The sequence below is a fragment of the Micromonospora sp. NBC_00821 genome (genome assembly GCF_036347035.1).
Lineage (GTDB): Bacteria > Actinomycetota > Actinomycetes > Mycobacteriales > Micromonosporaceae > Micromonospora > Micromonospora hortensis.
Genome location: NZ_CP108881.1, coordinates 43943 through 70273 on the forward strand (window position 1 = coordinate 43943; position 26331 = coordinate 70273).

At 71.9% G+C, this 26331-nt stretch carries 21 protein-coding genes; 14 read left to right on the forward strand and 7 right to left on the reverse strand.

Features of this window, described 5'->3' with window-relative positions:
• Positions 1 to 40: 40 nt before the first annotated feature.
• The 4 genes from OHB44_RS33265 to OHB44_RS33280 all read left to right on the forward strand — a co-directional run bounded on the left by OHB44_RS33265 (position 41) and on the right by OHB44_RS33280 (position 9309).
• The gene (locus OHB44_RS33265; RefSeq protein WP_330441315.1) at positions 41 to 220 is read left to right on the forward strand and encodes a hypothetical protein; all 180 of its coding nucleotides are present in this window, start codon (positions 41 to 43) and stop codon (positions 218 to 220) included.
• Positions 217 to 7725 carry a helicase gene (locus tag OHB44_RS33270; RefSeq protein WP_330441316.1) on the forward strand — a complete coding sequence of 2503 codons (7509 nt, stop codon included), beginning with the start codon at positions 217 to 219 and terminating at the stop codon, positions 7723 to 7725. Before OHB44_RS33265 ends, OHB44_RS33270 begins: the two co-directional genes overlap by 4 nt.
• A 697-nt stretch (positions 7726 to 8422) precedes the next feature.
• Positions 8423 to 8686 carry a hypothetical protein gene (locus OHB44_RS33275; RefSeq protein ID WP_330441317.1) on the forward strand — a complete coding sequence of 88 codons (264 nt, stop codon included), beginning with the start codon at positions 8423 to 8425 and terminating at the stop codon, positions 8684 to 8686.
• Complete coding sequence (locus OHB44_RS33280; protein WP_330441318.1) at positions 8683 to 9309, forward strand: helix-turn-helix transcriptional regulator; 627 nt, start codon at positions 8683 to 8685, stop codon at positions 9307 to 9309. Before OHB44_RS33275 ends, OHB44_RS33280 begins: the two co-directional genes overlap by 4 nt.
• A gap of 208 nt (positions 9310 to 9517) precedes the next feature.
• Here the strand turns inward: OHB44_RS33280 and OHB44_RS33285 are convergent, their stop codons facing one another.
• Both OHB44_RS33285 and OHB44_RS33290 read right to left on the reverse strand, forming a co-directional pair.
• Positions 9518 to 10564, reverse strand: coding sequence for a hypothetical protein (locus OHB44_RS33285; protein WP_330441319.1), 1047 nt, complete (start codon positions 10562 to 10564; stop codon positions 9518 to 9520).
• On the reverse strand, positions 10561 to 10758 hold the full coding sequence (locus tag OHB44_RS33290; protein ID WP_330441320.1) for a hypothetical protein: 198 nt from the start codon (positions 10756 to 10758) through the stop codon (positions 10561 to 10563). Before OHB44_RS33290 ends, OHB44_RS33285 begins: the two co-directional genes overlap by 4 nt.
• A 528-nt stretch (positions 10759 to 11286) precedes the next feature.
• Here OHB44_RS33290 and OHB44_RS33295 point away from each other — a divergent pair.
• On the forward strand, positions 11287 to 12435 hold the full coding sequence (locus OHB44_RS33295; protein ID WP_330441321.1) for a hypothetical protein: 1149 nt from the start codon (positions 11287 to 11289) through the stop codon (positions 12433 to 12435).
• A gap of 114 nt (positions 12436 to 12549) precedes the next feature.
• On the opposite strand, the gene OHB44_RS33300 is transcribed toward OHB44_RS33295, so the two are convergent.
• The 3 genes from OHB44_RS33300 to OHB44_RS33310 are packed head-to-tail and all read right to left on the reverse strand — an operon-like array spanning position 12550 to position 15516.
• Positions 12550 to 13572 carry a hypothetical protein gene (locus tag OHB44_RS33300; RefSeq protein WP_330441322.1) on the reverse strand — a complete coding sequence of 341 codons (1023 nt, stop codon included), beginning with the start codon at positions 13570 to 13572 and terminating at the stop codon, positions 12550 to 12552.
• Between the two features lie 16 nt (positions 13573 to 13588).
• Positions 13589 to 15076 carry a relaxase/mobilization nuclease domain-containing protein gene (locus OHB44_RS33305; protein ID WP_330441323.1) on the reverse strand — a complete coding sequence of 496 codons (1488 nt, stop codon included), beginning with the start codon at positions 15074 to 15076 and terminating at the stop codon, positions 13589 to 13591.
• Positions 15076 to 15516, reverse strand: a complete 441-nt coding sequence (locus OHB44_RS33310) for a plasmid mobilization protein (protein ID WP_330441324.1) — start codon at positions 15514 to 15516, stop codon at positions 15076 to 15078. Before OHB44_RS33310 ends, OHB44_RS33305 begins: the two co-directional genes overlap by 1 nt.
• A gap of 412 nt (positions 15517 to 15928) precedes the next feature.
• Between OHB44_RS33310 and OHB44_RS33315 the strand changes: the two genes are divergently transcribed.
• Entirely contained in the window at positions 15929 to 16258 is a 330-nt protein-coding gene (locus OHB44_RS33315; RefSeq protein WP_112604557.1) for a hypothetical protein, read from the forward strand.
• A 71-nt stretch (positions 16259 to 16329) separates the two neighbouring features.
• Here the strand turns inward: OHB44_RS33315 and OHB44_RS33320 are convergent, their stop codons facing one another.
• Together OHB44_RS33320 and OHB44_RS33325 are read right to left on the reverse strand one after the other, a co-directional pair.
• Positions 16330 to 17469: a M23 family metallopeptidase gene (locus OHB44_RS33320; RefSeq protein ID WP_330441325.1), complete on the reverse strand. Its 1140-nt coding sequence runs from the start codon at positions 17467 to 17469 to the stop codon at positions 16330 to 16332.
• On the reverse strand, positions 17469 to 17696 hold the full coding sequence (locus tag OHB44_RS33325; RefSeq protein ID WP_330441326.1) for a hypothetical protein: 228 nt from the start codon (positions 17694 to 17696) through the stop codon (positions 17469 to 17471). Before OHB44_RS33325 ends, OHB44_RS33320 begins: the two co-directional genes overlap by 1 nt.
• A gap of 491 nt (positions 17697 to 18187) precedes the next feature.
• On the opposite strand from OHB44_RS33325, the gene OHB44_RS33330 reads away from it, so the two are divergent.
• The 8 genes from OHB44_RS33330 to OHB44_RS33365 are packed head-to-tail and all read left to right on the forward strand — an operon-like array spanning position 18188 to position 26289.
• A complete protein-coding gene (locus OHB44_RS33330) occupies positions 18188 to 18742 on the forward strand; it encodes a hypothetical protein (protein WP_330441327.1) in 555 nt (184 codons plus the stop codon).
• Positions 18739 to 19026 carry a hypothetical protein gene (locus tag OHB44_RS33335; protein WP_112604566.1) on the forward strand — a complete coding sequence of 96 codons (288 nt, stop codon included), beginning with the start codon at positions 18739 to 18741 and terminating at the stop codon, positions 19024 to 19026. Before OHB44_RS33330 ends, OHB44_RS33335 begins: the two co-directional genes overlap by 4 nt.
• A 7-nt stretch (positions 19027 to 19033) precedes the next feature.
• On the forward strand, positions 19034 to 19777 hold the full coding sequence (locus tag OHB44_RS33340; protein ID WP_330441328.1) for a hypothetical protein: 744 nt from the start codon (positions 19034 to 19036) through the stop codon (positions 19775 to 19777).
• Positions 19777 to 21063 (forward strand): hypothetical protein, encoded by a 1287-nt coding sequence (locus OHB44_RS33345; protein WP_330441329.1) that lies wholly within the window; start codon positions 19777 to 19779, stop codon positions 21061 to 21063. Before OHB44_RS33340 ends, OHB44_RS33345 begins: the two co-directional genes overlap by 1 nt.
• A complete protein-coding gene (locus tag OHB44_RS33350; RefSeq protein ID WP_330441330.1) occupies positions 21060 to 22526 on the forward strand; it encodes an SCO6880 family protein in 1467 nt (488 codons plus the stop codon). The genes OHB44_RS33345 and OHB44_RS33350 overlap by 4 nt, the downstream gene beginning before the upstream one ends.
• 9 nt (positions 22527 to 22535) lie before the next feature.
• A complete protein-coding gene (locus OHB44_RS33355; protein WP_330441331.1) occupies positions 22536 to 24020 on the forward strand; it encodes an ATP/GTP-binding protein in 1485 nt (494 codons plus the stop codon).
• Positions 24017 to 25798, forward strand: coding sequence for a type IV secretory system conjugative DNA transfer family protein (locus OHB44_RS33360; protein WP_330441332.1), 1782 nt, complete (start codon positions 24017 to 24019; stop codon positions 25796 to 25798). The genes OHB44_RS33355 and OHB44_RS33360 overlap by 4 nt, the downstream gene beginning before the upstream one ends.
• Positions 25795 to 26289: a DUF4913 domain-containing protein gene (locus tag OHB44_RS33365; RefSeq protein ID WP_330441333.1), complete on the forward strand. Its 495-nt coding sequence runs from the start codon at positions 25795 to 25797 to the stop codon at positions 26287 to 26289. Before OHB44_RS33360 ends, OHB44_RS33365 begins: the two co-directional genes overlap by 4 nt.
• Positions 26290 to 26331: the final 42 nt, after the last annotated feature.

Sequence of the window (26331 nt, forward strand, 5' to 3'; positions counted from 1 at the left end):
TGACTACCGTGGGCTTGCAGTCGATCACTACGGGGGCTCGATGACCGACGAATCTGCGCAGCGTTCCCAGCCGGGCGCTGTGGAGGGCACCATCGCAGGCTTGCAGGACCAGATTGACCAACTCACGTCCACGCTGGAGTACCACCAGCGGCTGTTCGAGCGGCTGCGTGCCCAAGGGGTGCTGACAGCGGGTGAGCCCGACGACGAGCGGGCATCATGACGACGCCGGAGCAGCCCGGCCTGGTTTCCGCTGAGGTCGCCGAGCGCGTCGACGCGGCTGGCGATCGGGCGGCGGCGCTGGCCCTGCGCGCGGCGTCACTGCACGCCCAGGTCACACCGCGACCCACCGCGTCACGCGCAACGACCTCGGCCGAGCAGGACCGACTGTTGGCCGCGCAGGAGACGGCGGCCCGCTTCTATCGGGAGCAGCTTGACGGGCCGGATGGGGCCGGGCCGCGCCGGTGGCTGGCCGGGCAGGGCGTGCCGATGGATGGCCGGTGGGTGCTGGGTTACGCGCCGGGCCGGCCGACGGCGCTGGTCAACGAGCTACGCCGGACGGGCTTCACCGATGTGGAGATCCTTGCGTCTGGTTTGGCGTCAACCGGCCGGGGCGGGCACCTGGTCGACCGGTTCCAGGACCGGGTGATGGTCGGGGTGCGTGAGCACCGGCCACCACACGCGGTGGTGAGCTTCGTCGGCTACGCCCCGCCCGGCGCTGACGCCTCGGTGCCGCCGGTGCTGCACGGCCCGGCCACCGCGATCCACCGGCCCGCCGACGTGCTAGTCGGCCTCGCCGAGCAGCCTGAGCGGTCCGGCCGCCCGGTGGTCGTGGCCGCCACGGCGTTGGAGGCGATCGCCCGGTCCGCGACGGCCGGCGAGGACGCCCCGGTGGTGGTGGCGCCGTGCGGGCCGACGCTGACGCCGGGCCAGGTCGCCGTGCTGACCGAACAGACCGAGGTGACCGCCGGTGTCACGGTGGCCATCGCCACGGGAGATGCCGGCCGGCGCGCGGCGGAGCGCGCCTATCACCTGCTCGCACCGGCAGTGCAGACCCACCCGAGTGGCGCCGGGGCGCTGCGGGCGGTCGGCCCTCGCCCCCAGGACCAGCCCCGCCCGCTGCTGGAAGCGGTCATCACCGCGCGGGTTGATTGGGCGGCGCGGACCTACCAGACGCCGGCCGGTCGGGCCGGTGTCGCCCGGTCGGCACGCTCGATGCTGCGCTACCAGGTCGGCGCGAGCGGGGTGGACATCGCCGCGTTGGAGACGTATGTCGCCCAGCGTCTGGACCCCGCGCCCGTGGCCACCGACCTACCGCCGGCGTCACCGGCGCTCGACGTGCCCGCGCCCGCACCGGCCGTGCTGGATGGCGCGGCGGCGGCGCACGCCCCGCCCGTGGTCGACCAGGGCAAGGTGGACACCGCCGACACGCCCACCGCAGATGACCAGGACGACCAGGGCGCGGAGGAAACCGATGAACCACTACGGGGCACAGGCCCAGAAGCACTGGCAGACGTACCTGCCCCAGAGGTACGCGACCATTCCGGACCCGAGCAGCTTCTTCTCGACTTTGGGGGAGCAGGCAGCGACGGCGATCGAGCAGCGGACCCGGGAGTTGGCCGGTCCGGACCAGCCGGACGAGGGGTACCTCGGCAAGCTGGGTCGGCTGACCGCGGCGAAGCAGATGGCCGAGGAAGAGATTCTGCCCGAGCTGATCCTCGTCGACCCGGCGACGGACAGCCCGCCGCCCCAGCCGTCGACCGCACCGACGCCAGCGGCCGGTCCGGGGTGGACGCCGCTGGTGGAGGACCCGAGCGACCCGTGGTGGCAGCGGGTAGCGGAGGAAGAGGACGACCAGGACGACGAGGACAACCCGGTGATGCCAGCCCGGTAGCCGACCCGGCCGCCGCTGGCGCGGTCGAGCCCAGCGACGACGAACCGACCACGGTCGACCCCGCGCCGGCCGCCGCGGTGGTTGATGCCGTGGAATCGTTCCGCCCGGCCGGCCAGCAGGACCTGGCGCCCGCCGGCGAGATGGCCAAGCTGCGGGCGAACCTCACGGCGCTGCGAACCCTGCGCGAGATCCAGTCCGCCGGTCGGCCGGCGACCGCGCAGGAGCAGGCCAAGTTGGGGCGGTGGGCGAGTTGGGGCGCGGTGCCGGGGGTGTTTGAGTCCCGCACCAACCACCCCGACTTCGTCCGGCTCGCCGAGCAGCGCGCCGAGCTGCGGGAGCTGCTGTCGCCGGCTGAATACGCCGCCGCCGAACTGACGACCCTGAGCGCGTACTACACCGACGTCGCGTACGTGCGGGCGATCTGGGACGCCGTGCGGGAGCTCGGCTTCGACGGCGGGACGGTGCTGGAACCGGGCTGCGGATCCGGCAACTTCATCGGCCTGGCCCCGGATACCGCGCGGATGGTCGGTGTGGAGCTGGACCCGGTGACCGCTGGTATCGCCGCCGCCCTGTACCCGCACGCGGAGATCCGCGCCGAGAGCTTCGCCGACACCCGGGCCCCGTCCGGCGCGTTCGACCTGGCCGTGGGCAACGTGCCGTTCGCGAAGATGCCGCTGGTCGACCGGCGGCACAACCCGGCCCGGCATTCGATGCACAACCACTTCATCATCAAGAGCCTGCATCTGACCCGGCCCGGCGGCCTGGTCGCGGTGCTGACCTCTCGCTTCACTATGGACGCCCGGCACCCGGCAGCGCGGCGGGAGATGGCCGCGCTGGCCGACCTGGTCGCCGCGGTACGCCTGCCGTCGAACGCGCACCGGGCCGCCGCCGGGACGCAGGCCATCACCGACCTGCTGATCCTGCGCCGCCGCGAACCCGACCGGGAACCGTCCCCGATGACGTGGGAGAAGACCCGCCAACTCGATCTCGACACCGACGCTGAGCAGCCCGATCACATCAACGACTACTTCGCCGACCGCCCGGAGCGGGTGCTCGGCGAGATGATCCTGACCCGGGGCATGAACCGCGATGGCGAGCTGGTCGTGCGCGCGACCGGCGACACGGCCGAGGACCTGGCCCGGGTGCTGCGCGACGTCGTCGACGAGGCCCGACGCGAGGGGCTGACCATGACGGCCCGCGCTGAGCAGGACCTGCAGCAGGCGCCGCTGGCGGTGCTCGCGCCGACTGACCGCGCCGAGGGCCACATCGAGGCCCTGGACGACGGCACCTTCACCACCGTCGCCGACGGGCAGGTGGTGCCGCACGAGGCCCCGGCCACCCAGGCCGACGAGCTGCGTGCGCTGCTCGGGCTGCGCGACACCGTGACCGCCCTGCTGTCCGCGGAAGCCGCCACCGTCGACGACGGCGACGAGCACGGCGGCCCCGCCCGGGAGGGCTCACCGGCGGCGCTGCGCGCCCAGCTCAACGACCGGTACGACGCCTACGTGGCCGTCCACGGGCCGCTCAACCGGTACACGCTGCGCCCCACCGGTCGCCTGGATCCGGAGACCGGCGAGCCGAAGATGGCCAGGATCAACCCGCCGATGGGCAAGTTCCGGCAGGTCGACCCGCACGCCGCCACCGTGTTCGCGTTGGAGCACTTCGACGACGCCAACCAGACCGCGACCAAGGCTGACATCTTCGCCCGGCGGGTGATCCTGCCCCGCGCCCCGCAGCTCGGCGCGGACACCCCGGCCGACGCCCTGGCCATCTGCGTCGACACCCACGGCGAGGTCCGACTGCCCGAGGTGGCCCGCCTGCTCGGCGTCAGCGAGCCGGAGGCCCGCGCCGCACTCGGCGACCTGGTCTACGACGAGCCCGCCTCGGGCCGCCTGGTGGAGGCCCCCGAGTACCTGTCGGGCAACGTGCGCGTCAAGCTGCGCGACGCCCAGGCCGCCACCGAAGCGGACCAGCGCTTCGAGACCAACGTGCGGGCTCTGCAACGCGTGATCCCCCGCGACCTCGGACCCGGGGAGATCGACGCCGCGTTCGGCGCCCCGTTCCTGCCGGCCCCCATCGTGGAGCAGTTCCTGCAGGAGACACTGCGCGACCCGGGCCTGCGGGTGGAGCACACCGGCGGATCCGACTGGCGGGTCCGTGGCTCCCGCAGCGGCGTCCTGTCCCGCTCCACCTGGGGTACGCCGGGCATGGCCGCGCCGGACCTGGCGCAGCGACTGCTGACCAAGACCCCGATCCGGGTGTTCGTCGAGATCGAGGACGGCAAACGCGCCCTGGATGTGGAGGCCACCGCTGCGGCGCAGGCCAAGGCGATCGAACTGGAGGAACGCTTCGGGGCGTGGGTGTGGGAGGACCCGGACCGGGCCGAGCAGGTCGCCACCCGCTACAACGAGATGTTCAACGCCACCGTGCCGCGCAGCTACGTCGGGGTGACCCGGTCCCTGCCCGGCATCGCCGTGGGCTTCACACCCCGCCCGCACCAGGTGGAAGCGGTGGCCCGGATCGTGGCCGAGCCCGCCGTCGGGCTGTTCCACGCGGTCGGGGCGGGCAAGACCGCGGTGATGGCCATCTCGGCGATGGAACAGCGCCGCCTCGGCCTGGTCAACAAGCCGGCGATCGTCGTGCCCAACCACATGCTGGAGCAGTTCAGCCGCGAGTTCCTGCAGATCTACCCCCGAGCGCGGCTGCTGGCCGCCGGCCGCGACGACATGAGCACCGACCGGCGGCGCCGGTTCGTGGCCCGCTGCGCCACCGGCGACTGGGACGCGATCATCATGGCCGCCTCGTTCTTCGAGCGGCTGTCACTGTCGCCCGACGAGCAGCGCCGCTTCCTCGACGATGAGCTGGAAGAGCTGCGCGACAAGATCGTCCGCGCCGGGGAACGGGCCATCGCCGACGGTGAGAGCACCCGGCAGTCCAGCAGCGTGAAACGGTTGCAGAAGGCGTTGCTGCGCAAAGAGCAGCGGATCAAGGAGAAGCTCGACAAGGTCAAGGACCCGGGCGTCACCTTCGAGCAGACCGGCATCGACTTCGTCTACCGCGACGAGCTGCACGAGCTGAAGAACGACACCATCACCAGCTCCATCCCCGACGCCGGCAACGACGGCTCCGACCGGGCGGTCGACTTCCGCATGAAGCTGTCCTACCTGCGCCGCGAGCGCGGCATGCGGGTGGTGTGCGGGGCCACCGCCACCCCCATCGCCAACAGCGTGCGTGAGTTGTACGTGGTGACCCGCCAGCTCCGACCGGACCTACTGACGGCCACCGGCACCACCGACTTCGACACCTGGGCGTCCACCTTCGCCAAGGTCGTCACCGCGATCGAGGTGTCTCCCACCGGGCAGGGCTTCCAGATGCGCGCCCGCCTGGCCAAGTACGCCAACGTGCCCGAGCTGTCGCTGATGATGCGGACCTACGGCGACGTCCGCACGCCTGAGGACCTGGCCCTGCCCACCCCGGTGCTGGCCCAGCGCGAGGACGGCGAACGCGCCCCGCACATCGTCACCCTCGACCCGGCGCCCGAGCTGGTGGACTTCATCTCCGGGCTGGACGATCGGGTCGAGGACATCCGCAACCGCAGGGTCGACCCCACCGTCGACAACATGCTCAAGGTCTCGGGTGAGGCCCGCGCCGCGTCGCTGGACCTGCGCCTGATCGGCCTCCACCAGGACACCCCCGGCAAGATCGACGCTGCCGCGCAGCGCATCGCCGCGATCTGGCGCGACACCCGCGACAACGCCTACCTGGTCAACCCCGATGCCGACACGCCGGTGCCGCACCCCACGCCGGGTGCCCTGCAGCTCGTCTTCTGCGACCAGAGCACCCCGAACCCCGAGAAGTGGAACGCCTACGACGCCCTCGCCGACCTGCTGGTCGACCAAGGGATGCCCCGGGAGAAGATCCGCTACATCCACGAGGCCGACACCGACGCGAAGAAGGCCTCGCTGTTCAGCGCGTGCCGTACCGGCGACGTCGCCGTACTGATCGGCTCCACCGCCAAGATGGGCGTCGGCACCAACGTGCAGGCCCGCGCGATCGCGCTGCATCACCTCGACTGCCCATGGCGGCCGGCCGACGTCACCCAACGCGAAGGCCGCATCCTCCGCCAGGGCAACCAAAACCCCGAGGTCGAAATCTTCCGCTACGTCGTCGCCGGCAGCTTCGACGCGTTCTCCTGGCAGACCGTGGCCCGCAAGGGCACCTTCATCGACCAGATCATGCGCGGCACCTCGGCCCGGGAGATCGAGGACGTCAGCGACGAGACCCTGCAAGCCCACCAGATCAAGGCCATCGCCACCGGCAACCCCCTGCTGATGGACCGAGAGGAAGTCGCCCAGGACCTCACCCGCCTGGAACGCGCCGACCGCGCCCACCACCACACCCAGCATTCGCTACGCCGGCAGATCGGCGACCTCAAGGCGTGGATCACCAAGGACAGCCGCCGCGTCGATGTCCTCGACGCCGCGATCGCCCGCCGCCGTGACACCCGCGGCGACAAGTTCGCCATGACCGTCGCGGGCCACCCGTTCACGAAGCGCGCCGAGGCCGGCCGGGCGCTGCAACTCGCCCTGACCGCCACCGGTCAAGGCGTCGCCTCCACCGACCAGCGGGAAGCCACCGGTGTGGCCGAGCTCGGCGGTTTCCGCGTCGACGCGGTGTTCTGGGCCGGCCGGGACGGCATGCTGGTCGCGCTGCGATTCGACGGAATCCCCGACTCCTCCACCACCGTCAGCTTCACCGCCGCCGTCGAAGGCGACCCCACCGGCCTGGTCCGCCGGTTGGAAAACCAGCTCGCCGACCTCGATGGCGCCCGAGCCACCGTGCAGGCCCGCATCGCCGCTCAGCAACAGGAGATCGCCCGCGCCGCCGAGCACCTTGACCAGCCGTTCCCCCGCCGCGATGAGCTACTCGACGCCCGCCGCCGGCTGCGCGCTATCAACGCGGTCATGGACCTGATGGCCCACCCACCACAGCCGGCCTCAGCCGCGCCGCCCGCGGTGCCGGTCACCGTGGCGGAGTGGATGCCGGCCGAGGCCCGCGAGAGTCTGACCCCCGACGAGCAGACCTGGCTGGACCGGCGGATACAGCACGTCGCCGCCGACCGCGTTGTCCAGGACACCGCCCGCACGACGGATCTGTCCGCCTTCGCCGCCCCGTTCGACAAGGCCCTCACCCACGCCCTGGCCGACCCCGGCAACCCGGAGATGGCCGTCGCGGTGATGCTCAAGTGCGACGACCCGGCCTGGCGCCAACAGCTCTACACAGTGGCCGGGCAAGCGGTACACAAGGTCGTCCACGACGCGCCACCGCCGCCGTCGACGCCCGCCGTGCCCGTTGAGCACCGCAGCGAGCCCGACCAGCCTCAGGTGGTCGACCCGCTGACACCGGCGACGATCGTCGCTGCCACCACCCAGCACGACCGGGCGCTGCTCGATGCCTGCGGCACACAGGCGCTACGCGTCGACCAGGTCCAAGCCGCCGCCCGCGCCGGCGACGAGGCCGCCTTCGGTAGCGCCTTCGCCGCTGCCATGACCACCGCCATCGGCCAGCTCGACGACCCTGCCGACGTCGCGCGGCTCGCCGACCTGCACGGCGACGAAGCATTCCGCGCTGGCCTGGCCCACCTCGTCTGGACCAAGCTCACCCCGGTACCAGCGTCTCAGGCGCGCGTGTCGGACTCCCGGACGGCCGACGCGGCGGCGGTCGCGGCCACCGCCTTCGTTCCGATCACTCGGGCAGTCCCAACAAGCTCGACAGTCCTGCCAGCCCCGGCGACCGTTCATCACGCCACCATCGATCAAGACCATGCGCGCTGACCCGGCGAACACGATGGAGTCGTCCACATCGATCACCTAACGGAGCCACCTCACGCGAGAACCAAGAAGTCCGCCAGTCAATGTTTCAGCAATGTTCGTCGGTACACCAAGAAACAGTGGAAACGCGCAGTCGCTCGTCGTGGACCGCGCCATGCTCCTGAGCCGCACAGGTTGTCTCAGAAACAACGCCCCGACACCACCATGTTTCTTTTTGTTTCAAACCATGACGCTCACGCCCGGGTGACGAGGACACTGGTGGCCGAAGAGCTCCACCCAAGATCGGTGGATGATTCTGCTCCGAGGCGTTGTCTGGTTGGTACCCGGGCGATCGGCGGAGTGAGCGGCGCCCTGTCTGACAGCGGGAGCGCCGGCTGAAGAGGGTCGAGGAGATCAATTCCTCGACCCTCTCGCGTTTCTCGGACAATGCGGATCAATCTCTTAAATAGACGGTTGCAGAAGTCGCCGAGTGGGGGCCGCTAAGCGTTTATCGATCCGCCACAGTATGCTGTGGAGGCGCTGCGCACTGTCAGCCCCGACCAGTCGGGGAGCGCAGGCTCTAACTCCATATGCACGGCTCCGAAAAGTCCCGGGTACCAACCCCAACGACACCGATCGAGTTGTTGATCGGCTCCCCCAAGGAGACGCCATGTCGCACACGCCATGGCTCGAAGATCGCCGTTGGCGATGGAGAGTCATCGTGCTCATTCTCGTGCTGATCGTGATCGGCACGCTGATCTGGCTCGGCTACGAACCGCTCGCCGCGGTCGGTGCCACCGTCATCATCTTCGTGGTCGCCAGCCACGCGGTCGGTTGGATTGTCAACGACCGCAACACCGCCCCGCCCCCTCCCCTGGCGACCTTCATCCCGCCCGCCGAACCGGCGCCCGCAGTGGACGGCCCGCTCGTTGATGGCCCGCCCGGAACTGAGCGGCCTACGAACGGGCGTGGGGTGGCGGCATGAGCACCACGGCGAAGTCCGACCCCGGGCAGCGGGAGACGACGGCGATGATCGAGGCCACCAGGTCCACCGATCCTCACCACGAAGAACTGCGTGACATAGCCAGGCAGCTCCGCTTCCGGCAGGGCAACCCCTCCGTCCGACGGCTCGCTGCGCAGACAGGTCTCAGCGCAGCCACCGTGTCGCGGGTCTTCGCCGGACCCAGCTTGCCCGGCTGGGACTCGGTGCAGTACGTGATCAAGGCGCTCAACGGATCGGATGCCGACCTTCGACGCTGCCACGCTGCCTGGGTGGCCGCGAACCACAACGCCATGGTCGCCCGCAAAGCACGTCGGGCGCCCATGGACCTCTCGGCTGTCGCGGACGAGATCGTGGTCAACGACGGCATCGTCCATATCGGGTCCGCCGCCATCACCACCGGCAAGGGCGTCGTGGTCAACGGCGGCACCGTCCATCTCAGCGTGGCCGCCGCCAAGGCAGCTGCCCGGATCGTCGTCAACGCCGGGGTGGTCCACCTGGGCGAGGAAGAGCTTGGTGGACTCGACGCCGGCCACGGCGCACACCCAGAGCCCACCAGCAACGCAGGGGCGGCGAGTCCCGCCGGTCGCCTACGCCGCGTTCAGTAACAAGGTCTGGTGCGTCCGCTTCACTGTCAGGAAGCTCAACGTCACCATGCCGGTCCTCACCGGACTCGGGGCATCCCCGGGTCCGGTGAGGCTGTCACTGGCCAACGCTCGGCCGATGCGGCGTGCCGACTACCGGTGTTGATCGAGCCGGATAGCAGCTCAGCGACGTCGCCAACCTCATGTAGGTCGCGCCCGCCGCAGGTGGTGCTCAACCGAACCACTGCCTCCACTGATCCCCAGCGGTGGGGTTGTTCAGGACTCGGTCGATGGTGGTTACGGCCGGCTGCTCCAGCGCGGTGTCGACGATGGTGAAGTGCGTCGGCATGACCTCGCGCTTCGTCCAGCGGGCACCGAAGTCGCTGATCCTGCCGTTCTGGGTGTCGCGCTCTGCATCAAGGACGCGGTCTACCAGGCCGTAGGTGTACAGCTCGCGAGCGCTGCGCCAGGTGTTGTCCTTCAACCCGAACTGGCCGCGGTGCTTCTGCAGCACGTACACGCCGGAGGTGGCGTGAGCGCTCGGGAAGGCCCTGCGCCGCGCCGAGAGGGCGAGGAACACGGCGATCTCGGTGTTCGTGAGCGCGAACACCCACAGGCTGGTGAAGAAGTGCCGCGAGACGTACACGCCACCTGTCGGCACGGTGTACTTGGGCCGGTTGACCGGGGTGCTGGCCTCGGACAGCAGCGTGATCCGGTTGAGGTCCCGCCGGCCGGGGCGGCTCTTGTCCGGGCCGATGTCCACCAGGTGCTGCTTGTCGAGCACACGCAGCGCTTCTTTGATCTGCCGGCCCCGCAGTGCGCCGGCCTCCCGGTATTTGGAGGTGGTGTCGGACAGCACTACCTTCTGCCAGCTCTTGATCGGCGCGTTCGTCTCCACGTCCTCGAACGAGCGGTTGATGCGGACCCGGTCCCCAGGGCTGTACCGGCACTGCGCGTCGAAGAGCATGAGCAGCTCCAGGCGAAGCGGCAGTCCTTTGGCGGGGACCAGGCGGGCCAGGGCTGGCCCGTGATCGGCGCCGGGTTGCTGCATCACAAACGCCGGATGGATGAAGATCCAGTCGGGGCGGGGCCCGGGGGTCTTGCCGTCGCGGTTGCCGCCGAACTGCCAGAGGTGCTCCAGGTTCCGCCCGACCTCCTCGTGCAGGAGGGTGCTCCCCTCGGGACCATCGCAGGCGCTGAGCAGCCGGGTGTTGATGACCGCGCGGTCCGGCCGGGCCGCCCGAGGGCGGCCCGGCGGCAGCGGCGACACGACGCTCATCGCTTACTCCGCAGCACACCGACGTACCGGGTGAGCTGAGCGAGGACGTCGATGCAGTGGCGGCGAGTCCGCGGGTGCCGGGCGGCCAAGGCCAGGACCGCCACCAGGACGACGCCGAGCGACACCACCGCGGTGGGGAAGGTGATCAGCAGGACGGCGGCGACCCAACCGTGCTGGTCATCAAGGCCGAGCATGTGTCATTCTCCGATCGGTACGGGCTCCCCGCCCGCCGTCCAACTTCCTACGGTCGATGGCGGGCGGGAGGCCCTTCTCCGGCCTGCCGAACAGCAGCGCCAGGTGCAACAGTGAACGCTCCAGGCCGGGTTGTCTCGTCGCCGATCTTGGACACCGTGTGCCCGCTGACCGCACCAGAAGTGCAACGGAGCATCGTAGCGGTTCTGGTGCGGTCAGCGGGTAGAGGCAAACGGGTACACAGATTCTTCATGATCGCCCGCTGATGACGTTCGCTACCGACCCGGCACCTCAGGGGTTCTTCCTGGCGCGGCGGGCCTCGCTGGCTGCTGGGTACCCGCTTTCCGTCCCGCTGCGGCGCTCGCGACAGCGGACCCGGTCGACGCCGGGAACGCACGAGCGGCCACTTGGGCACCGCGCACCTCGCTCACACCAGCTCCGCCCACCGCCGGCCTAGTCGCCTGGGCTGGCGGCATGAACGCGTCCACCGCCATCCTCACCACCGTACGGTTCACCGCCGGCGAGCCTAAGTGACCGGCCGGGCCAGGCTCGATCGTTCACGTCATGCTGATGGGGTGAGCACCACGGGTGAGACCGACACACAGAGCACCCGCTTGGACTGGCGCACACGGCTGTCCGGGGTGTTCCTCGGCGCGGCCGGCGGCATGGGCATCAACGTCCTGAGCAACGACGTCGGCTACCGGGGCGTCGCCGCCGCGACAGCCGCCGGCGCGGTCCTGTCGGTGGCCACCTCGCTGCGCCGGCTGCCACCCCGCGCACCCCTGGTCCGCCACACGACCCGAACCCTGCTCGCCCTAGCCCTGCTCGGCGCACTCTTGGCTGTCGTCGGTCCAGCGCCTTGGGCCGCCTACGCCACCCTGACCGCAACGGCCCTGACCGTCACCGTCGTCCTCACCACCACCACCACCGACACCGCCGTCACCCTGATGGTCGGCGCGGCGGGCGTCGGTGGCGGGATCGCGCTCATCGGCGGTGGCATTGCGTTCCTGACCGACGACAAGATCCTGCTTGGCGCAGCGATCACCGGCTGCGGGATGGCGATCGCCGGCATAGGCATCACGTCCCTGACCGACAGCATGATCCTGTTCGGCGCAGCGATCATCGCCCTCGGAGTGGCGCTCATCGGCGGTGGCATCGCGTCCCTGACCGACGACAAGATCCTGCTCGGCGCAGCGGCCTTCTTCGTCGGGGCGGCGATCATCGGCGTCGGCATCGCGGTCCTGACCGACAGCAAGATCCAGCACGACGCAGCGATCACCGGCTGCGGGATGGCGATCGTCGGCATCGGCATCGCGTTCCTGACCGACGACAAGATCCTGCTCGGTGCTGCGGCCGTCGTCCTCGGGGCGGGGCTCATCGGCGTCGGCATCGCGCTCCTGACCGACAGCAAGATCCTGCTCGGCGCAGCGGCCTTCTTCTTCGGGGCGGGGAGCATCGGCATCGGCATCGGGGGCCTGACCGACGACAAGATCCTGCTCGGCGCAGCGATCATCGCCTTCGGAGTGGGGGGCATCGTCACCGCAATCGCGACCCTTGTTGCAGAGCCCGATCGCAGGGGAAGACTGCGGGAATGGTTCGCGGCCCAGAAGCGGGATCCGGCGGGCGACGACTCCCCCGCAGAGGACCCGAGCAGGGTAGGGGAGTCGTCCAGCACCTAACCCCGCTGCCGCAGCGGCCAGCAAGCCCCGAGCACGGCGACGTGCGGGTCTGCTGCCTGGACTTCGATGGCACCTAGCTGCGCTCGGATCGGTCAGGCTGGACAGTCGCTCAAGCTACCGGCCCGGCGCCGCCTCGGGCGCTGCCTGCGCGCCCGGGCCGGCCGGGCGCTGCGGCGCGTCGACCGCCGGCGAGGCCGCCGCCGCGGCGACGGCGGACCGGGTCGATGATGGAAACCCCTGGGCGGCGAGGTGGGCTGCGCGAGCGTCGGAGCGACCCCCGCTGGTGGCGTGATCCTCGGCGGCGCCACCAGTGTCGCGCCACTCACCTTCGAGAGTGACAGTGCGTTCGGGGGCCGGCTGTGAGTCTGCCTCCCCCTGAGGTCCTGCCGTCTGGTCGACGTCGGCGGCGTAGTCATCGACGACTCGGAACGCGTACGCGGCGGGGGTGTGGGCGCGGTCGACGAAGCCCGGCACCTGCCGCAGCAAATCACGGACGTCGTGCCCGGCCTGCTCCAACTGGTCGAGCTTGTAGGCCAGGGCTGGCCACGCCGGGGAGCCGAGGACTCGCTCGGCCCGCTCCGGTGACCACACCGCCCTGACGTGGATCGCCATCTCCTCTTGGCGTGGCCGCGCGGTGCGCCGCCGCCCGCCGTCCTCTGGATCCGCCCGGCCGTCGGCTGGATCCGGCCGAGGCTCGGGTGCGTCGTCGACGGCGGCGCGGTCGAGTTGGTCGGACAGCCACGCCGCGTTTTTCGGTCGCCCGCCCGCTTCCGGGTCGACGCGCACGCCGCGCTCGGCCAACCGTTCGGCGATGATCTGCTGGGCGCGGCGGGCGCGTGGGTCGACCGCCGCCCATCCGGAACTGGCTCGCCAGGCGCGGGCGATGTCGTCGGGTGATGCCTGCCGCCACCACGTCGGGCGCGTCGCCGGCCGCCACACCGCCGCGTCGGCCTGCTGGGCCGCGCGGGTCTGCGCCCGGATCTGCCGGGCTTGTTCTTCGCTCACCCGGGCGGCCCGTTGCAGCTGAGCGATGCGGGCGTCGATGAGCACCTGTGCCAGTTGACCTGCGGCCTGGATCGCCGCCGTCACCGCCGAGGTCGCCCGCTGGTGGAACTCGGCTATCTCGTTGTCGGCCACGATCTCTCCCGTCTGTTCACCGCTGGGCCTGCCGCTCCACCGCCGGGTCGACGCGCACCCGCGCCGGCGTCGCCGGCTCCGCTCGACCGGTTTCCGACGGCGGCAGGCCCTGCTCGACCTGTGGGACGCCGCCCTGCAGCAGCGGCATCAGATGCGCTGCGGCAGCCGCCGCCGCGCCCGCCGCGTGTGCCTGTTGCTCGGCCGCGCGCAACTCGGCCAGCGCCACGACCAGCCGGGCCGCCTGGATGACCACGGCGAGCAGGACGGCCGCTTCCCCGCCGTCGCGGGCGTGTCCGGCGACCAGCAGCGCGTCAGCGACCCGGCCCAACTCGGCGGCGACCGTCGACGCCGGCGACGCCGGCGCTCGCCGCGGTGGTGCCGCCGCGCGGGCCAGGCTATTCGCCGCCCGGGTCACCGGTCCTTGCCCCGAAGGCTCGGCCGCCGCCGCGACTCGTGCGAGCAGATCCGCGCTCGCCCTGGCCACCGTCGGCCACTGTGGTGAGCCCGGCGCGACGCTGGCCAGCCGGGCGCTGATCGCCTCCAACGCGAGCGCGGACGACCGCCACACCGCCATCCGGTCCTCGCCCCGCAGCCGCGATTCCGCAGAATCCGCCGCCTTCCACTGACCCGCCGAGGGCCGCTCCGTGTCGGGCCACCGCTTGCGAATCTGGATCAAACTCAGGTCGCCGTCCAGGCTGCGGCCGGCGTACCAGCGTGGCTCACCGGCCCCCGAGGGTCGCAACGCGACGGCGTACCCGACCACCCGATCGCGGTCCTCTGCCGCGGTGCGGGCAGCGACCAGCAGCCCGGCGCCCTTCATCCGGGCCACCCACTCGGCTTCGCCGTTCGCACCGGCGAGAGCTGCCCGGACCTGCCGGCGCAGCAGCTCCCGGTCCGGTGCCTGCTCGCCACGCCGGGCCCGGTCGACCTCGGGACGGGTCAGCTCCGGACGGCGGGTCGCGCCGGCGCGGCCGGGCGTCCACTTGCCCAGTCCGAACTCGTCCTCCAGGAGGTCGGCGACCTGCTGACTGCGCCGCTTGTCCTGACGCAACCACACCGGCGCCCCGTCCTCGGTGGCCAGAGTGACGACCAGGTGCACGTGGTCGTTGCCCTTGGCCGACAGGCCGTGGCGCACCGCGACCCACCGACACCCGACCCGCTCCGCGTCGCCGGTGAAGCCCATCTCGGCCACGAACCGGCCCGCGATGCGACCCCACGTCTCGTCGTCGAGCTGCCCCTCCCGGGCCGGCAGGCTCAGCGAGCACTGCCACACGTACTGCTTCACCCCGCGCTCACCAGCGGCGATCTGCGGCGCATCCAGCCGTGCCGCCAACTGCTCCAGCGACCACCCGCCGTCGTGTTCGCGCTGCTGCGGAGCGAGCAGCACCACGTCGTCATACCCGGCGACCAGGTGCGGGTTAACGTGTTCCTCGGCCTTCCCGGGACCCCACAGGTACTCCAGCAGCCCGCGCACCCGAGCGCCGTAGGTGACCTTCGGGATCATCAGCGCCGGCCCGTCTGCGCGCCAGCGATCGCGGTCACCAGCTCGTCGACACGAGCCGCGACCCGGGCCAGATACGCCGCCGTCGCGGCCAGGTCCCCGGCCGGCTCACCGGTGGAATGCAGCCGGGCCACGGCCTGGTTCAGGTTGTGCGCCGCGCCGCGAACCTGCCGGTGCGCGCCCATCAGCTCGACCAGCAGCGGCCCCACCTCGACCCCGTCCGGGTCGGCCGGGGCAGGTACGAGCGGCGCCGATCCGGCCTCCGCCAGGTACGCCGAGGTGACCATCCGGGCCGCCGCCGCGTTCGCCTCGACCGCCGCCATCTCCGCCGCAGACAGCCGCACGGTCACCCGGTGCACGCGCGGATCCTCGTCGTTGTGAGCACGTCTCCGGCGCTCGCTGGCACCGAACCGGACCACACCGACCTGTGGTGAATCAGCCACGTCGACCACCCTCCCGACGGGAGCCACCCGCCGCGTTCCGGCCGGCCGCCGCGCGGCCCATCTGACGAAAAGTCAGACTTTTACTCCAACTTGCTTCGACGAAGGAGGGTGGTCGTGTGTGCGCGGCCTGTGGCGTTGGGCGAGTCGAGCGCACCTGACGGCGCGCACTAGGAACCCACCCCGTGGGGGCCGGAGACGATAGCCGGACGACGCCCAGCATCAAGGGCGCGATGCGTCGCTGCGCGATGGGCCTGCGGCCCACCCTTGACCCTGGTCGACGTCCTCGGCTGGCACTGATGGCGCCCCCACCGGCCGGCCGGAAGGGTGGAAAAGCGGTACCGCACGGATCGATCTTGGCGGCTAAGCTCGGCGTCCACAGCCACCAGAGCACAGTCATCCGGGGGAGGACTCCATGGCCGAACTGAGCGCCAAGGCCGTTCGCGGCGAGACCGAGAAGGCGGCGCTGCAACTGCTGCGCGAGCGCGCCAACCTGGTTGGTGAGGCCGCGACGGCGCGGCACGAGCGCGACCAGCTCGTCGGGGCGCTGCGCGATGCCAACGCTCGCTACGCCGAGCGGTACACGGCCGCCCTGCAGGGCGGCTGGACCGGAGAGGAACTGGCCAAGCTCGGGCTGGACGCACCAGAGTCCGCCACGGCGCGGCGTCGCCGAGCACCGCAACCGGTGACGCCTCCCACGCCCGGTGAACAGACCGCCGTGGCGGATGAGGCTGCCCAGCCGTAGCCGGGGCGATCCCGCTGGTACGTCGACGGCCTCCTTCGCTGCTGCGAGGGAGGCCGTCGCGCTGATCCCGCTCACGCGGCCGGCCCCAGCGCAGCGCCCTGGGCGCGCATGAACGGCACCGGGTCGACGGCGTTGTCGCGGTTGGCGTGGAACGGTCCTGGTGGCACGTCGAGGTGCACCTCGAAATGCAGGTGCGGCCCGGAGCTGCCGCCGCTGTTGCCCACGAACCCGATGACCATTCCTGCGGTGACCTGCTGCCCGATCGCCACCTCGGGTCGCTGGATCATGTGGCAGTAGCGGGTGACGATGTTGCCGGGGTGGCGGATGTCGACGTACCACCCGCACCCCCGCGCCCTGGTGTGGCCGTCGCGGTCGCACGTGGTGTACCAGTCGCACTTGACCTGCTCGACGACACCGATCGCCGACGCGCGGATCGCGTCGCCTCGCACGTCGGCCTTCGACATGTCCACACCGGCGTGGAAGTTGCGCCCGCGCTGACCGAAGCCACTGTTGACGGTGGCCCTGATCGGCTGAACCCAGCCGCCCGGACCGACCGGCACCGGGCCGAGGTCGTCGACGCCACACGGGGCGGTCGGCGCACCCCCGCCGATGTCGCCGATGTCCGGCAGGCCGAGCACGAGGGCGGCGAGCTGCTCGGCGTCGCCCTCCCACTTCTGGTACGCCTCGGGCAGTCCGGAGCGCTGCACAGCCTGCGCCGCGTCGGTCAGCCGCATCTGCTGCCAACCGTCGACCTTGACCAACGCCTCGTAGAACTTCCCCGCCGCGTAGGTAGGCGTCATCCGCTCCCGCACGCTGCCCCACCCGGGGCGCTGCTGGAACAGCCCGACGGAGTCATGGTCGCGGCCCACACCCTCGTGCGGCAGGGTCAACGACTCGGCCACGTTGGCGTTAGCCAGGTTGCGCAACGTGGACTCCTGCATCGCGGTCGCCAGCGCGATCACGTAGCCGCGCGGCGGCACCTGGCGTTGCCGGCCGACCGCGACGATGGTGGCCGCGTTCGTCGTCGCGACGCTGTCCCACCGTCCCGCTCCCGGCACCGGCGACGACCCCGGCAACGATGACACCTCACACGCGGCGGCTTCCGCGTCCGCCTGGCCGAACATCAGCATCGGCAACCCGACCGTGGCGCCGCACACCAGCATCACCACCGCCACAACACCGACGCCCAACGCGACCGGCTTGCGGTCCATCAGCTCACCGCCCGAACGAAGTCATTGCCGGTGACCACCCACCGGCCGTCGACCGCAGCGAGTGCGACCGTCAACGTGCCCGCATCCGTGGCCACCTCGTACACCGCCGCGCCACCGGCGGGCCCTTGCGTGGCCACCGGTCGGCCCGTCACCCGTGTCGCCGGCACCCGCGCCGGATCCACCGTGCGCAGCGAGTGAGCGAAGCCGTCGTCGCACATCGGGGTCACGCCCCGCCACCACGCATCCGCCGGCAGATCGGGTCGCGCCCACGCCGCGGCGAACGCCACCACGACCGGCGCCGCCTGCGCCGCCGGTGGCGGCTTGACCGGAACCGACTCATGGTCGTGGTCGTCCGTCCCTGGCCGCTCCCCCGCCGCCGATGGTGAGGTGTCGGCGGCAACGGCCGTCGGGTAAACGGGGCCGCTGCGCTGTGGTGCTGCCGGGCCCGGCCCAGCCGCGCTCCCGCAGCCGCCCATCACCAGCCCGGCGAAGGCAAGGCCACCGACGGCGCGCCCCCATCGATGCTTTTCATGGGCGCGCAAGAATGCGCGTGGTCTGCGTGCCATTCGACGCCTCCCCCGTGGTGCCTTTCGCGTCCTATCGCGGCAGAGCCAACACCATAGATCCATTCACAAACGCAGTGCTACTGTCTGGTACTCGTCGGTGACCTTGAAACACGGGGGAGGCATCGTATGACGGGGAGTAGCGGCGTGCGCCGGTGGGATCGCTGGTGAAGGCAGCCGCTATCGGCGCGTCTCGCACGCGTCCCGGGATCGCCCCGCCGATGCCCTTCGCGCTGATTCCGCCGAATCTCGACGCGTGGCCGCCGGTGTGGTGGGTCGGGTGTCACGGCGGTGCCGGCGTGAGCACTCTGGCTCGGTTGGTCGGCTTCGGGCTGGACTTCGGCCAGGGCTGGCCCATGCTGACACCGGCGGCGCCGGAAGCACGGGTGGTCTTGGTGTGCCGGGCGTCCGCAGCCGGCACCTGGGCAGCGACCGGCGCGATTGAGCAGTGGCGTCGACGCGCGGGAATGTCCGGCTCCATGACGCTGCTGGGCGTCGTCGCGGTCGCCGCATCGCCGCGGCGGCCACCGCGCATCGCCACCGAGCGGCTGCAACTGCTGCGTGGATGGACCCCGCAGATCTGGCGCGTCGGCTGGGTTGACGCGTTGCTCGCCGCCGATGACCCCCGCGACGTTGGCGCTCCCCCGGACGTCGAGGCGTTGCGCACCGCAATCTGGCAGAAGATCGCACCCCGGGAAGGCAGACGATGACCCTGATAGATCACCTGGATCAGCTCCAGACGCTGGCGGCCGCCGTACCCGACCCGGGAAGCGGCGAGTCACCGCCCGGCGTCGGCGACAAGGTCCTCACGATCCTGAAGTGGATCGCGAACCTCGCCGTCGCCGCGTGCGTCGGTGGGGTGCTCGTCACCGCCGGGAAGATGGCGCTGGCGCACCGCCGCGGCGACGACACCAACGTCTCGGCGCTCGGCTGGGTATTCGCCGCCTGCATTCTCATCGGAAGCGCCTCCGCGGTGGTCTCCGCGCTGATCTAGGGGGAACATGGTGCCGCGCTCGTCTGCAACCCAGGACTTCGCCGACCGTCCGCCGTGGACGCGGCCAGGCTTCATCGCCTCTGCGGCGCTCGTGCTTGTCGTCGTCATCGCCGGCGTGGTGGTCGCCATCGCCTCACGCGACGATGACCGCAGCACCACCGGCACGCCGCCGCCAGCGACCCTCGCCCCGAGCGAGGCCACACCGCCGCAGGACCTGCCCACCGCCGTACCGACCACCGCGCCGGCCGGCGTGCGGTGGGAGCTGGTCGGTCAGACCGCCGTACCCGTCAGCGCGACGGCCGGCCCCACCCGCATCTCAGGCGGGACCGCCGCCGGCTACGCCCACACCCCCGAGGGCGCTCTCATGGCGGCGGCGCAGCTCATGGTGCGATCGGCCCCCTCCGCAGGTCGCGACTCCTGGGAGCCCACCGTCCAACGACAGTTCGTTTCCAGCAGCGACCGCGAGCAGCTCCTGGCCGCGTTGGGCGACAACCCCGACGACTCCTCCGAGCCCGGTGAGCTGAGCCAGATCGCCGGCTACCAATACCAGTCCTACACCCCCGACACCGCCGTGATCGGCTTGGTGCTGCGCGCCCCGTCAGGGGGCACGGCGCGCTACCACGTGCTGACGCTGACCCTGCTGTGGCGCGATGGTGACTGGCGTATGCAGGCCCCTCCCGGCGGGGCGTGGATCTCGCTCAACCGGGTGACCAACGACCTCACCGGCGTCGTCGAATGGGGTGCCCGGTAGTGGCCTGCAACCCCATCAATCCGCTGTGCATCCCCGGTCAGGTCCTCGATAGCACCGCCGGCCGGTTCCTGGACGAGCTGGCCGAACAGTCGTCGCAAGCCGCTGCGGAGATGCTCAAGACGCTGGTCACCGGCTGGCTGTCCATCCCCACCCCAGTGGTGTCGCAGACCGAAGGAGCGGTCCAACATCTGCGCGCCTACACCAACTGGGCGGTCGCGGCGATCGCCGTGGGCACGGTGCTGTTCGCCGCGCTCAAGATCGCGTGGCAGCGCAACGGCCAGGAGGCCGGCACGCTCACCAAGAACCTGGTGACGCTGGTCGTGCTCGCCGGTGCCGGTGTGCCGGCGGTGCAGCTGCTCATCGAGATCGGTGACGCCTACGCCGACTGGATCCTCAGCGCCTCGGCCAACGGTGACCTCGGCAAGCGGCTCCTGCTGCTCGCCCCCGCCGCCGCGACCGGTGGAATGCCGGCCATCGTGGTGATCGGCATCTCGATCATGGTGTTCCTGTCCTCGATGGTGCAACTGCTGTTGCTGCTGGCCCGCAACGCCGGCCTGGTCCTGCTCGCCGGGCTACTCCCGGCCGCCGCCGCGGTGGGCGGCTCGGTACGGAGCCGATACCTGACCTGGCTGCTCGCCCTGCTGCTCTACAAGCCGGCAGCGGCCACGATCTACGCCACCGTGTTCTGGCTCGGTCAGGGTCAGACCCTGACCGACGTGCTCACCGGCATGGTGATGTTCTGCATGGCCATCGTGGCGTTGCCCGCCCTGATGCGGCTCATCGCCCCGGCGGTGTCGGTGCTGTCCTCCGGTGGCGGAAGCAGTGGCGTCGCGGTCGCCGCCGCGTCCGGCGCCGGGCAGGTCGCGTCCGGGGCGCTCCGTCTCAGCGGCGCTGGTGGCGGATCCAGCGGCACCGGCGGCAGCTCGGGATCCCCCGGCGGCCCAGGCCGCCCAGGGGGCGCAGCACCGTCCGCGCCGGCACCCCGACCGGCCGGCGGCGGCGCGGGCACGGCTGGCACGGCGGGCTCCAGCGGCGGCGCGGCGGCAGGGGCCGGCAGCGCAGCGGCCGGGACTGGAGCCTCCAGCGGCGCGGCCAGCGCCGGGGCCGGGGCCGGGGCCGGGGCCGGGGCCGGGGCCGGGGCCGGGGCTGCGGGGGCAGGAGCCGCCGCAGCTGGACCGGTCGGGCTCGCAGTCGGTGCGGGCGTCGTTGCCGCGAAGGCCGGGCCAGCGGCGGTGCGCAAGGTCGGCGGGACAGCGTCCGGAGCGACGAATGGTGAGGGCTCGTGAGCACCGGAGTGCGGGAGCGAACCAGCGAGCAGCGCACCTACGGCAACTGGCGGCTCGGCCGCGGCGCCGGCCTGTTCGGGCTCGGTCCTGCCGGGACCATCGCCGCGTTCCTGGTCATGGTGCTCGCCGCCGCGATGCTGACGGTCTCACCGCCGGCAGCGCTGATCACTGCCATCACCGGCCTGCTTGCCCTCGCTCCCCTGGCGATCCGGGTCAACGGGCGCACCGGATTCCAGGTCATCACCGCCCGGGTGGTGTGGTGGCTCGCCCGTTCCCGGCGCCACCACGTCTACATCTCCGGCGTCGCCTCCCGGGTCGCCGCCGCCCACCAACTGCCCGGTGTGCTGGCCCGATCCGAGGTGTATGAGGTCGAGACCGGCCGCTCCGGGCTGGTGGCCGTGGTCGTGGTCCCGCAGAGCCGGCACTACACCGTCACCCTGCGCTGCGCCCCCGAGGGCATGGACCTGGTCGACCAGGCCGTCATCGACGCCCGCGTCGGGCACCTGGCCTCGTGGCTGGCCGCGCTGTCGCGCGAACCGCAGCTCGTGCAGGCACAAGTCACCGTCGAAACGACTCCGGATCCGGGCACCCGGCTCGCCACCGAAGTCGCGGCGACCTCCCGGCCCGACGCGCCGGCGTTGGCCCTGCAGGTCCTCAACGAGGTGGTCGAGTCGTCCCCGGCCGGATCCGCGACCGTCGACACCCGGGTGTCGCTGACCTACACCGCCCCACCTGGGCGATCGATGTCGCCCGAGGACGTCTGCCGGGAGGTCGCCGCCCGTCTGCCGCACCTGCACTCCGGGCTGACGGGCGCCACCGGCGCCGGCATCACGCCGATGTCCGCTCGCGGGCTCGCCGCGGTGGTGCGCGCCGCCTACGACCCGGCCGCCGCCCTGGACCTCGCCCGCGCTCCTCAGCTCACTCCGGACTGGACCCAGGCCGGGCCCGTGGCCACCCGGGAGAGCTGGGACTCCTACCGGCACGACTCCGGGATCTCACGCACCTGGTGCATGGTCGAGGCACCGCGCGGGGTGGTGTACTCCCGGCTGTTCAGCAGGCTGACCGACCCCGACCCGCAACTGCTGCGCAAACGCGTCACGATGATCTACCGGCCGTACTCCCCCGGTGAGGCAGCCCGGCTCGTCGAGTCCGACAAGCGCGACGCGAGGTTCCTGGCCTCCAAGAAGCACCGTGCCAGCGCCCGGGACCTCACCGACCTGGCCGCTGCCGAGCAGGCCGCGGAGGAAGAGGCCACCGGCGCCGGGGTCGTCCGGTTCACCGTGTTGGTCACCGCCACCGTCGCTGACGAGAAGCAGCTCGACGAGGCCACGGGCGTCATCCGGGCCCGCGCCGGGGAGGCCCGCCTGGTGATGCGCCCGATGTACGGGTGCCAGGCCGCCGGGTTCGCCGCCGGCCTGCCCGCCGGCGTGGTCCTGCCCACCCACGCCACTATCCCCTTCTAGGACGCCGGCATGCCCAAGAGCACCCGCGATACAGCCCCTCCCCCGCCACGTCGACCAGCCGGCCGCCGGCCCGGCCGACTCGGCTACACCGGGCCGGGCGGCGGGGCCTGGTCGTACATCGAACCGCCCATCGAGTACCGGGGCACCACCGTGCAGGTCTGCGGCCTGTTTCCCTTCGGCACCGGCGCGTCGACGCCGATGATCGGCGTCCCGATCGGCCGGCACCTCTACACCGGATCCGCGGTGTGCTTCGACCCGATCTCCTGGTACACCCGCGCCCGCCTGATCAACAACCCGTCGGTGTGGATCGAGGGTGAACCCGGCATGGGCAAGAGCACGGCCGTGCGGCGGATGGTCCTCGGCCTCACCGCCCAGGGCGTGACCCCGCTGATCCTCGGCGACCTCAAGCCCGATTACGCCGAGCTGGTTCGCGCCCTCGGTGGGCAGGTCCTGCGCATCGGGCCGGGCCTGGACCGGATCAACCCCCTCGACGCCGGCCCGTGGCGCCAGGTCCTCGACCGGGTCGACGAGCGCACCGGCGCTGTCGTGCGCGCGGCGGTCACCGACCGGCGGCTGAACATGCTGGTCGCCCTGGCCACCCTGATCCGGCGCGGGCCGGTCAGCTCGGATGAGACCACCGTTCTCGCTGCCGCGCTGCGCTACCTCGCTGAACGCGAGACAGACACCCCGCCGGTGCTCTCCGACGTCCTGCGCATCCTGCGCGACGCTCCCGCTGACGTCCGCGCCGTCACCCTTTGGCAGGAGGAGCAGGACCTCCCCCGCTTCCGGGAAGAGACCAACGGCCTGCATCGCACCCTGCTGGCGCTGCTACACGGCCCGCTCGGCGACACCTTCGAGGGCCAGACCACCACCGCGATCCGCCTCGACACCCCCGCCGTCTGTGTGGACATCTCCAGCATCGACGACACCGACGAACTGCGCACCGCCGCGACCCTGCTGTCGACCTGGTCCTACGGCTTCGCCCAGGTCGAGGCCGCGCACCTGATGGCCGACCTCGGCCTCGCCCCCGCCCGGACGTTCTTCACCGTCCTCGACGAGCTGTGGCGGGCGCTGCGCGTCGGGCACGGACTGGTCGATCGCGCCGACGGCCTGACCCGACTCAACCGGCAGAAGGGCACCGGGACCGCTTTCATCACCCACTCCCTGGCCGACCTGGAAGCGCTGCCCACCGCCCACGACCGGGCCAAAGCGAGAGGCTTCGCCGAGCGATCCGCGGTGCTGATGATCGGGCCCTGCTCGGAGCAGGAGCTGGACTCCGTCTCCCGGGTCCGACCGCTGTCGCAGGCCGAAAGGCGTGAGGTGCTGTCCTGGTCGGCGCCACCGTCCTGGACGGCCGCCGAGGGCAGCGGGACCGTCGGCCGGGGAAACTTCCTGATCAAGGTCGGGTCGAGGCCGGGCATACCGGTGCACCTGGAACCCACCGAGACGGAGATGAGGCTCGGCAACACCGACTTCCGCTGGACGATGGCGTGAGCCGCCGCCCCGCCGGGCCGCGCGGTGGCCACGACGACGCCGGCCTGCTCGCCGGTGGCATCGCCGCCGTCGCCCTGGTCGCCGCCAGCGGTGTGTGGCTGCCGGTCGCGCTCACCCACCCGCCCGGATACACCGGTGGCGGCCCGATCCGGGTGGCCGCCGCCGTGCTGCGCGGCGAGATCTCCTGGACCACCGCGTGCACGCTCGTGGTGGCCATCGAGGTCGGCGTCCTGGCGCTGCTGACCACCGTGGCGGTGGTTGCCTGGCGCTGGGCGCGCCGCCGCCGCACGCGGGTCGACCCCGCTGCGCGTCGTATGGCCAGCCGCGCCGACCTCGCCCACCTCAGCCCGAAGGGCGTGGCCGACAGTGGCCGGCGGCTGCGGCCCAGCCTCGCCGACGTCGACCGGCCCGACCCGGACCAGCTCGGCGTGCTGATCGCCTACACCGTCGCCGGGGGGATGCCGCTGCGCCAGTCCTGGGAGGACATGGCCGTCGACATTTGGGGCCCCCGCACCGGCAAGACCACCGCCCGCGCCATCCCCGCGATCGCCGCCGCCCCCGGGCCAACGCTGGTCACCAGCGTGAAGGGCGACATCGTCGACGCCACCCGCGACCTGCGCGCCGAACGCGGCACGGTGTGGGCGTTCGACCCGCAGCACATCCTCGGCGCCGAGCAGGGCATGTGGTTCAACCCGCTGCGGGCCGTGGCCACCATCACCGACGCCCGCCGCCTCGGCGAGCACTTCGCCGCCGCCGAACGCGAGCCCGGCGTCAGCCGCGACGCCTTCTTCGACCCCTCCAGCGAGGAGCTGGTTGCCAACCTGCTGCTGGCCGCCGCCTGCTCCGGCCGGGACATCCTCGCCGCGTACCGGTGGGCGGTCAGCCCCCGCGACGACGAACCGGCGATGCTGCTGCGCGAGCACGGCTTCGAGCTGCCCGCCGACGCGGTCTCCGGGGTGGTCAACATGCCCGACAAGACCCGCGGCGGCATCTACGCCGGCGCCCAGAAGATGCTCATGTGCCTCACCGAGCCCGCCGTCACCGCGTGGGTCACCCCACCGACCCGTGGCGGGGTCCTCGAGTTCGACCCGACCGCGTTCGTGACCTCCACCGACGTGCTGTACCTGCTCTCCCAGGGCGGCCCCGGCTCCCCGGCCCCGCTGGTCGCCGCGCTCACCGACGCCGTCCTGCGCGCCGGCGAGCTGCGCGCTCGCGCCTCTGCCGGGCGCCGCCTGGACCCGCCGCTGCTGAGCATCCTCGACGAGGCCGCGAACATCTGCCGCCTGCGGCAACTGCCCAACCTCTACTCCTACTACGGCTCCCACGGCCTGCCGATCATCACCATCCTGCAGTCCTACCCGCAGGGCGTCGACGTGTGGGGACGCGAGGGCATGCGCAAGCTCTGGTCGGCGGCGAACGTGCGAACGTACGGCGGCGGTGTCGCCGACCCGGACTGGCTCGAAGAGCTGTCGAAGCTGATCGGCGAGCACGACGTCACCACCCGGTCGACCAGTAGCAGCGGATCCGGGTGGGGCCAGCGGTCGGTCTCGCACGCCACCCGCCGCCAGCGCATCCTCGACGTCTCCGACCTGCACGCCCTGCCCCGTGGTCGGATGGTCGTCTACGCCTCCGGCGCCCCGCCCGCGCTCGCCCGCACCGCCCCCTGGCAGGACGGCCCGTACGCGGCGGCGATCCGCGCGTCGATCGCGCATTGGGACCCCACCGGCCGCACCGACTGGACCCTCTCCCCCGACGCCCCACCGGAGCCAGCCTCATGACCACGCCCACGACCGGGCCGGCCGCCGACGCCGTCGCCGACCTCAGCGCGCTACTCGGCCAGCTCGCCGGCGACCCGGGCGCGACCCCGCCGGCTCCCGAGCCCTCGGCGGCCGAGCCGGCCGGCGCTGAGCCGGTCTACCGCAACGTGGAGGCGTTCGTCGGCGACTACCTCGCCCACGTCGTCGAGCGGCGCCTCGCTTCCGGGCCGACCAGCGGGATCAACTGGTGCCCTCGGTGGTGGGCGCACCCCGAGGCGATCTCCCGCCTGTACGCACTCTGGCGGGCGTGGGAAACGCTGCGAGTCAGCGACCCGCAGACCGGCATGAGCAGTTGGTGGCGCGACCACCTCGACCCCCACCTCGCCGCGCTGGCCGCCGAATACGGGCCGTTCAGCCGGTGCGGCCCGGACAAGCACACCGAACCCCGGCCCCTCCCGGTCGAGCCGGCACCACCCGAAGTGCTGGCGCAGCTCCCCGACGAAAGTGGATGACCTCGAGAAATCGCAAACCTGCGCCAAACCCGAAAGTCACCG

Excerpts from the sequence above, each read along its gene's own strand:
- OHB44_RS33335 (WP_112604566.1), top strand. The coding sequence starts at position 18,739 with ATGACCCTGATAGATCACCTGGATCAGCTCCAGACGCTGGCGGCCGCC.
- OHB44_RS33315 (WP_112604557.1), top strand. The coding sequence starts at position 15,929 with ATGGCCGAACTGAGCGCCAAGGCCGTTCGCGGCGAGACCGAGAAGGCG.
- OHB44_RS33320 (WP_330441325.1), bottom strand. The coding sequence starts at position 17,469 with ATGGACCGCAAGCCGGTCGCGTTGGGCGTCGGTGTTGTGGCGGTGGTG.
- OHB44_RS33290 (WP_330441320.1), bottom strand. The coding sequence starts at position 10,758 with ATGCTCGGCCTTGATGACCAGCACGGTTGGGTCGCCGCCGTCCTGCTG.
- OHB44_RS33340 (WP_330441328.1), top strand. The coding sequence starts at position 19,034 with ATGGTGCCGCGCTCGTCTGCAACCCAGGACTTCGCCGACCGTCCGCCG.
- OHB44_RS33270 (WP_330441316.1), top strand. The coding sequence starts at position 217 with ATGACGACGCCGGAGCAGCCCGGCCTGGTTTCCGCTGAGGTCGCCGAG.
- OHB44_RS33365 (WP_330441333.1), top strand. The coding sequence starts at position 25,795 with ATGACCACGCCCACGACCGGGCCGGCCGCCGACGCCGTCGCCGACCTC.
- OHB44_RS33355 (WP_330441331.1), top strand. The coding sequence starts at position 22,536 with ATGCCCAAGAGCACCCGCGATACAGCCCCTCCCCCGCCACGTCGACCA.
- OHB44_RS33305 (WP_330441323.1), bottom strand. The coding sequence starts at position 15,076 with ATGATCCCGAAGGTCACCTACGGCGCTCGGGTGCGCGGGCTGCTGGAG.
- OHB44_RS33280 (WP_330441318.1), top strand. The coding sequence starts at position 8,683 with ATGAGCACCACGGCGAAGTCCGACCCCGGGCAGCGGGAGACGACGGCG.
- OHB44_RS33285 (WP_330441319.1), bottom strand. The coding sequence starts at position 10,564 with ATGAGCGTCGTGTCGCCGCTGCCGCCGGGCCGCCCTCGGGCGGCCCGG.
- OHB44_RS33265 (WP_330441315.1), top strand. The coding sequence starts at position 41 with ATGACCGACGAATCTGCGCAGCGTTCCCAGCCGGGCGCTGTGGAGGGC.